General features: G+C 43.4%; 3 protein-coding genes. 1 reads left to right on the top strand and 2 read right to left on the bottom strand.

Annotated features, from left to right (window positions below; translation table 11 throughout):
- The first annotated feature begins 68 nt into the window (after positions 1–68).
- A complete protein-coding gene (locus VF500_RS03845; RefSeq protein ID WP_330858402.1) occupies positions 69–1592 on the top strand; it encodes a S41 family peptidase in 1524 nt (507 codons plus the stop codon).
- 310 nt (positions 1593–1902) lie between these two features.
- On the opposite strand, the gene smc is transcribed toward VF500_RS03845, so the two are convergent.
- Both smc and VF500_RS03835 read right to left on the bottom strand, forming a co-directional pair.
- On the bottom strand, positions 1903–5445 hold the full coding sequence (gene smc / locus VF500_RS03840; RefSeq protein ID WP_330858401.1) for a chromosome segregation protein SMC: 3543 nt from the start codon (positions 5443–5445) through the stop codon (positions 1903–1905).
- 229 nt (positions 5446–5674) lie between these two features.
- The coding region (locus VF500_RS03835) for a PhzF family phenazine biosynthesis protein (RefSeq protein WP_330858400.1) at positions 5675–6345 on the bottom strand (671 nt) is incomplete at its 5' end.

Genomic DNA, 6345 nt, shown 5'->3' with positions numbered 1-6345 from the left:
AAGATTTTTTATAGTAATAATTATAACATACTTAATAACAAGGCGTTTAAATACTTAAACTCAAGCATATGAGAAAAATATTTTACTTTTTAGTCCTTATCTCTATCGCTCCGCTTTCTGCCTGTAAAAAAAACAAACCGGTTAATAACGGCGATGACGGTACAGGTCCCACAAGTACCGGCACCGCGCTTGACCGTATAAGAGATTCGGTTTATCTCTATCCGCAGGAAACCTATTTATGGTATAACCAGCTCCCTACTTATAAAAACTTTCAGCCCCGTAATTATGTCAGCAGCGACACTATTACCGGCTTAAGCAGCGAGGTTGACCATTTATCCCAATATGCCATAAATCCGGCAACCTCTCAGCCGTACGAGTATTACGATAATACCGGTACAGCTAAATATTCATTTATTGATGACGGATCGGTATCAAACGAATTAAGCGGCAATGGCGGCGACTTCGGCTTTTCGGTATTCTACCCCTCCCGCTCAGATTTGCGGATCAAATACGTATACCCAGGCTCACCTGCTGATCTGAAAGGTATTAAACGCGGTTACCAGATCACCAAGATCAATGGTCGTACGGACCTTGCTTATGATGACGGCGGCACAACTACCCAGTTTGTAATACAAGCCTATGCTTATAGCAAAACTATAACCATGACATTAACCAGGCCTGATAATACCACGCTTGATGTAACGATGAGCACTGCTAATTACACCATCAATCCGGTTATCACTTATAAAACATTAGATGTGGGTTCGGGCAAAACGGCAGGTTATATGGTTTTCAATTCTTTTACCGATTTAACTAATGCCAAACCTAAAATTCTGGAGGCCTTAAACAGCTTCACCGGCATTTCTGACCTGATCATTGATTTAAGGTATAACGGCGGCGGATCAGTAGAGACTGCAGAATATTTTGATAACCTTTTGGTGCCATCAGCTAAAAACGGCACTAAAATGTATACTGCTTATTTTAATGATAAGCTTACGAGCGATAATTATACACTGTTTAAAAACCTTTACGAGATCCCAAAAGGCTTTTTCTCGGTAAGTAACCAAACTGTTAACTTTCAAAAAGTGGGTTCACTTAACTTAAGCCGGATATTTTTTATAGTTGGGGGCGGTACTGCCTCGGCAAGTGAATTGACCATCAATAATCTTATTCCGGAGTTGGAAGTTCAATTGATAGGTTCGGTTACTTATGGTAAACCAGTTGGTTTTTATGGCATTGATATCAATAAATACCAACTGTATATGCCTATGTTTTCCACAAAAAACTCGGCTAATAACGGTGATTACTATACCGGCATGACACCAGGACAAGGTGTTTACAAAGGGGTTAGCGCTACTGACGATTTGACCAAAGATTTTGGCGATCCTACAGAAGGTTTATTGGCGCAAGCTTTAAGCTATATATCAACTGGTAAATACAAAACTACCTCGGTACAAACGCAAAGTCTGGCCACCTCATCTAAAAACGTACTTTCGGCCGATCAAAAACGTGTAATGGAGCAGAAGTTTACCCGTAATAAGGTAAAAGGCCTGATGCTTAAAACGCCATCAGTGTTTAAAAAGAAGAAATAAGTTTATTAAGGATATTCAAAAGGCGAAGGGCTAAAAGGCCTTTCGCCTTTTTTATTTTTTGCCGTTGTTGGTGTTGTCACCACAAGTGTCCGGAAGATGAAGTTACCTCTTAAAAAAGTATGTCATTGCGAGCGTAGCGCGGCAATCTCGTAGCCAATGCATATCCGCTCTGTATAGCTACGAGATTGCTTCGTCGTGCCTCCTCGCAATGACATGGCTTTTTAAACCAACATTTTCAATTGAGCCGCATCTTGCCATTGTGGTGTTATCACCAACAACGACGAAATTAAAAGCTTTATGCTTTAAGCTACTAATCAGCCAGTTCCCTTAAATCAACGGGAACTACGCGGGAGATGCCCTGCTCAACCATGGTTACACCGTAAATAACATCGGTACTGGCAATAGTACGTTTATTGTGGGATACGATGATGAATTGCGACTCTTTGGAGAAGGTACGGATAATGTTATTGAACTTATCAATATTGGTATCATCCAGTGGCGCATCAACCTCATCAAAAATACAGAATGGTGCCGGTTTAAGCAGGTATAACGAAAACAGGATAGCTGTTGCTGTAAGTGTCTTCTCCCCTCCTGATAGTTGGTTGATGGATAATGGGCGCTTACCTTTTGGCTTAGCGATGATATCAATATCCGATTCGAGCGGATGATCAGGATCAGTGAGAATCAAATCGCATGAATCTTCTTCGTTAAACAGTGAACGGAACACTTTGATAAAGTTTTCACGTACCATCATAAAGGCGGTCATGAACTTATCCTTAGCTGTATCGTCAATCTCCTGTATGGTAGCCAGCAATGATGCCTTAGCTTCACTGAGGTCTTTCTTTTGGGCCTGGATAAAGGTATAACGCTCGTTCATTTCGTTATAAGCCTCTACTGCCATCGGGTTTATAGCGCCAAAATCATCCAGCTGTTTTTTCAGCTTTTCGGCTTTTTCGCGCAGATCCTGCTCATTTTCACCTTCAGGCACTTCGCTTTCGGGCAGGTCTTCAATATCTATATTAAACTCAACCGAAAGGCGTTCTTTCAGTGCGTTCAAGTCTATCTTTAAATTATTACGTTCATCGCGCAGCTCGTTCTCAATAACTTCGCTGTTTTCTTTTTTTCGCCTTAATGAACTTACCTGGTTTTCATTTTCGGTGATCAGGCCGCGCCATTGATAGTGTTCCTGTTCGGCTTGTTGTGTAGCTTTTTCCAGGTTTTCCTTCTGCTCGTACATTTCAAGCAGGTTATCGTCCGAGTTATCGGCCAGCTTCAGGTTTTCCTGTATAGCAACTTTTACCTTTTCAAGTTCACTGCTGTTTTGCCTGATGCGGGTTTCAAGGCTTTCCTGCTGCGTATCGCGATAGTCGAGGTCTTTCATTAAACCCGACACCTTGTTTTGCTGCTGATGGAAGCGAATATTTTCCTGGTTGTATGCGTTTGATTGTACCGATACATATTCGTTAAGCTCGTTAAAAGCCATTTGCTTATCGGCCAGTAAATCGCTTTGGATCTGCCGCTGGGTTTTCAGTTCGGCCAATTGCGGTTGCAGAGCAGCCATTTCATCCTTTATCCCGGCAATTTTGCGGGCGATGTCTTCCTTACGGTTAAGGCTGTTTTCAATAAAGGTTTGGTATTGTTCCTGCCGGGTTTTAACAGTGATCAGTTCCGTATTCAACCTGTTAATGATCAATTGTTGTTCGTTGATCTCAGCAGCTTTGGTTGATGAACGTAAAGCAGCAAGCTTATTCTGCAATTCATCAGATTTAGTACGGAACGCACCTACCTGGTTCTCTATTCCCCTGATCTCCTTTGCTAAATTCTCCAGGTTTTTAGCACGACCGATCCTTTTACCTTCAAACAAACCTACCGAACCGCCGGCCATGGTATGCTTTGATTTATTGAACTTGCCGCTTTTACCAATCAACGTTACGCCCTGAGGCAAAGCTTCACTGTTTATCTGCCCTTCCTTATCATCATCAACCAGGTAAACACCTTTAAGCAGGTAATTACAAAGCGGCAGGTAACGTTTCTCAACCTCAATAACGCCGAGGGCAGGTATAGCATCAACTTTCTCAAAATTTACCTGCGCAGCAACTTCATCGGCATAGTTGTTCAGCACAAAGAAGTTTGCCCGTCCTTTAGCCGAATTGCTCAACAGGTTAATAGCCTTCACCGCATCGTCATAGCTTTCAACTACATAGTAGTTCATCAGCGGCTCCAGGTAGTTTTCAATAGCTACCCGAAATTCCTCTTTACAAAAAAGCACATCGCTGAACAGCGGCGCGTTTTTGGCCCAGTCGGTATTCTTTTTCAGGAACCTGATCGATTCCGGGAAGCCCTCCAAACTATCAACCATACTTTTGGTAAGGTTATATTCGTTTTGCTTGGCATCCAGGCGACGGCTTTCTTTTATGATAGTATCTTTAACCGAATTCAGCTCAACGTCGGTTTCGGCAATTTGCTCTTTTAGCTTATTTTCAAACTCAACGGCCTGTTGAAATTCATCGTCAAGCGTTTCTTTGCGGTATTGCAACTCGGCAACTACCTGGTTAAAGTGCGAAAGTTCCACCTCTTTATTGGTGGTATCTTCCATATTCCGCTGGCTCTCCTGCTCCAAAGCCTGCTGCTGAATTTGCAATATATCCAGGTCTTTTTCTGCCTTATAAGCCTGGTTTTGCAGGCGGGTATTGATATTATTAAGCTCGTTGAGCTCATTACGGGCTTCGGTTTGCTGTGCACGCAATTCGTCAACTGCTTCCTTCAAATCAGTTACCCTGCTTTGAATAGCTTGCAGGGTTTCATCCTCGGTAGCCTTTTCCTCACTTAAGCGCTTAATGTTATATAAAACGTGGTTCAGCTGGTTTTTATCCCGCTCCAGCTCATCCGTTAAGCGCGATTCTTTATCCTGCTGAAACTTTAGCTGCTCATTCTTGATCTTCTTTTCACTTTCGTAAGCGCGGATCTTGGAAACAAACTCGTTGGTTGTTTTTTGCTGAACAGACAGGTTCTTCTCTTTGGTGATACTATCCAGCTTTTGCTGTTGCAGGGTAGCTTCTAAAGTATCAATCTGGGCTATAATATCACCTTTATCGGCTTTGTGCTTTAACTCCTGCTCCTCTATCTTTTTTAATGATTCGCTGAAAGCCACTATCCTGAACGAGGCCAGCATAATGCTTAGTGTTTTATACTGCTCCTTAAGACGATAATACCGTTCTGTCTTCTTAGCCTGGTTCTCCAGTGATTTGAGGTTCTTTTCGATCTCAAAAAGCAGGTCGTCAACACGGGCCAGGTCGGCCTCGGTTTCCTTCAGTTTACTGAAGGTCTGCTTTTTGCGCAACTTGTATTTAGAAATGCCCGATGCTTCCTCGAACAGGTTACGGCGTGAACCCTCTTTATTGGTGATGATCTCGTCGATCATCCGAAGCTCAATAATAGAATACGAATCAGAGCCTATACCTGTATCCAGGAAAAGATCGGTAATATCCTTTAAACGGCACTGCACATCATTTAAACGATATTCGCTCTCGCCGGTACGGTAAAGCTTACGGGTAAGCGTAACCTGCGAATAATCGGTAGGCAGTATGTTTTTTGTATTATCGAAAGTGAGGGAAACCTCAGCAAGATTGGCCGATTTACGGCTCTTGGTACCGTTAAAAATAACGTTGTCCATCTTCTCCGAACGGAGCGCCCGGGTGCTTTGCTCACCCAAAACCCAACGGATACTATCAACAACGTTGGACTTACCGCAACCGTTAGGCCCCACAATAGCGGTAACACCCTCATTAAAATTGATGGTTATTTTATCGCCAAAACTCTTGAAACCCTTGATTTCTAAACGGGTAAGCTGCATTTAATTTATTAAGTACTTTGCACAGTCCAAACCTCCAAAGTAATCATAAAAAAATGAGTTTTGAAAGTATATTTTGATTTGAGGCGAAAGGAAAAAGGCTAAAGGTGAAAGGTTGATGTAGTTAAAAATATGTCATTGAGCGCAGCGCAGCAATCGCTTGCTTTACAGGGCGGCTATGCCTCTGCGCTATTACTTCGTCGTTCCTCCCTGCGATGACATGAAGAAGGAATCAAACCCTTATCTCCCCCTTCAAATAAGTAACCGCTTTACCGCTCATCAACACCCTATCACCTTTAAGCTCGCACCAAAGTTCGCCGCGGCGGGCTGAAAGCTGATAGGCATGAAGCGTATCTTTACCCAGGCGTTTTGCCCAGTACGGGATCAGGTTACAATGTGCAGATCCGGTAACCGGGTCTTCGGGAATGCCTGCGCCGGGGGCAAAAAAGCGGGAAACAAAATCAGAGCTCTCGCCGGGTGCGGTAGCTATGATACCCACGGTATCCATTTTTGACATGGCGAAGAAATCGGGCGTAAGCTCCCTGATATCCTGTTCAGTTTCATAAACGATAAAGTAATCGCGCGAGCGCAAAAAGGCTATAGGCTGCTTTTCGCCAAGCGCTTCGGCCAGTCCGTTCGGCGCCTCAATGGGAATTGGCGGGCGCGATGGAAAATCCATCGTATATTTATCGCCATCACGCTTTACGGCGAGCGTTCCGGCTTTTACAGTTTCAAAGTGAATAGTATCACCCTCATAGCCCAGTTCCGAAAACAGGATATGTGCCGATGCCAGCGTAGCATGCCCGCAAAGGTCAATCTCATACTCCGGTGTAAACCAGCGCAATTTGTAGCCATCCCCGTTTTTCACAAAAAAAGCGGTTTCGGCAAGGTTATTCTCAATGG

The sequence above is a fragment of the Mucilaginibacter sp. genome (genome assembly GCF_036383575.1).
GTDB lineage: Bacteria > Bacteroidota > Bacteroidia > Sphingobacteriales > Sphingobacteriaceae > Mucilaginibacter.
Note: the sequence above shows the minus strand (reverse complement) of the source record. Positions and strands in the feature narration are given on the sequence as shown.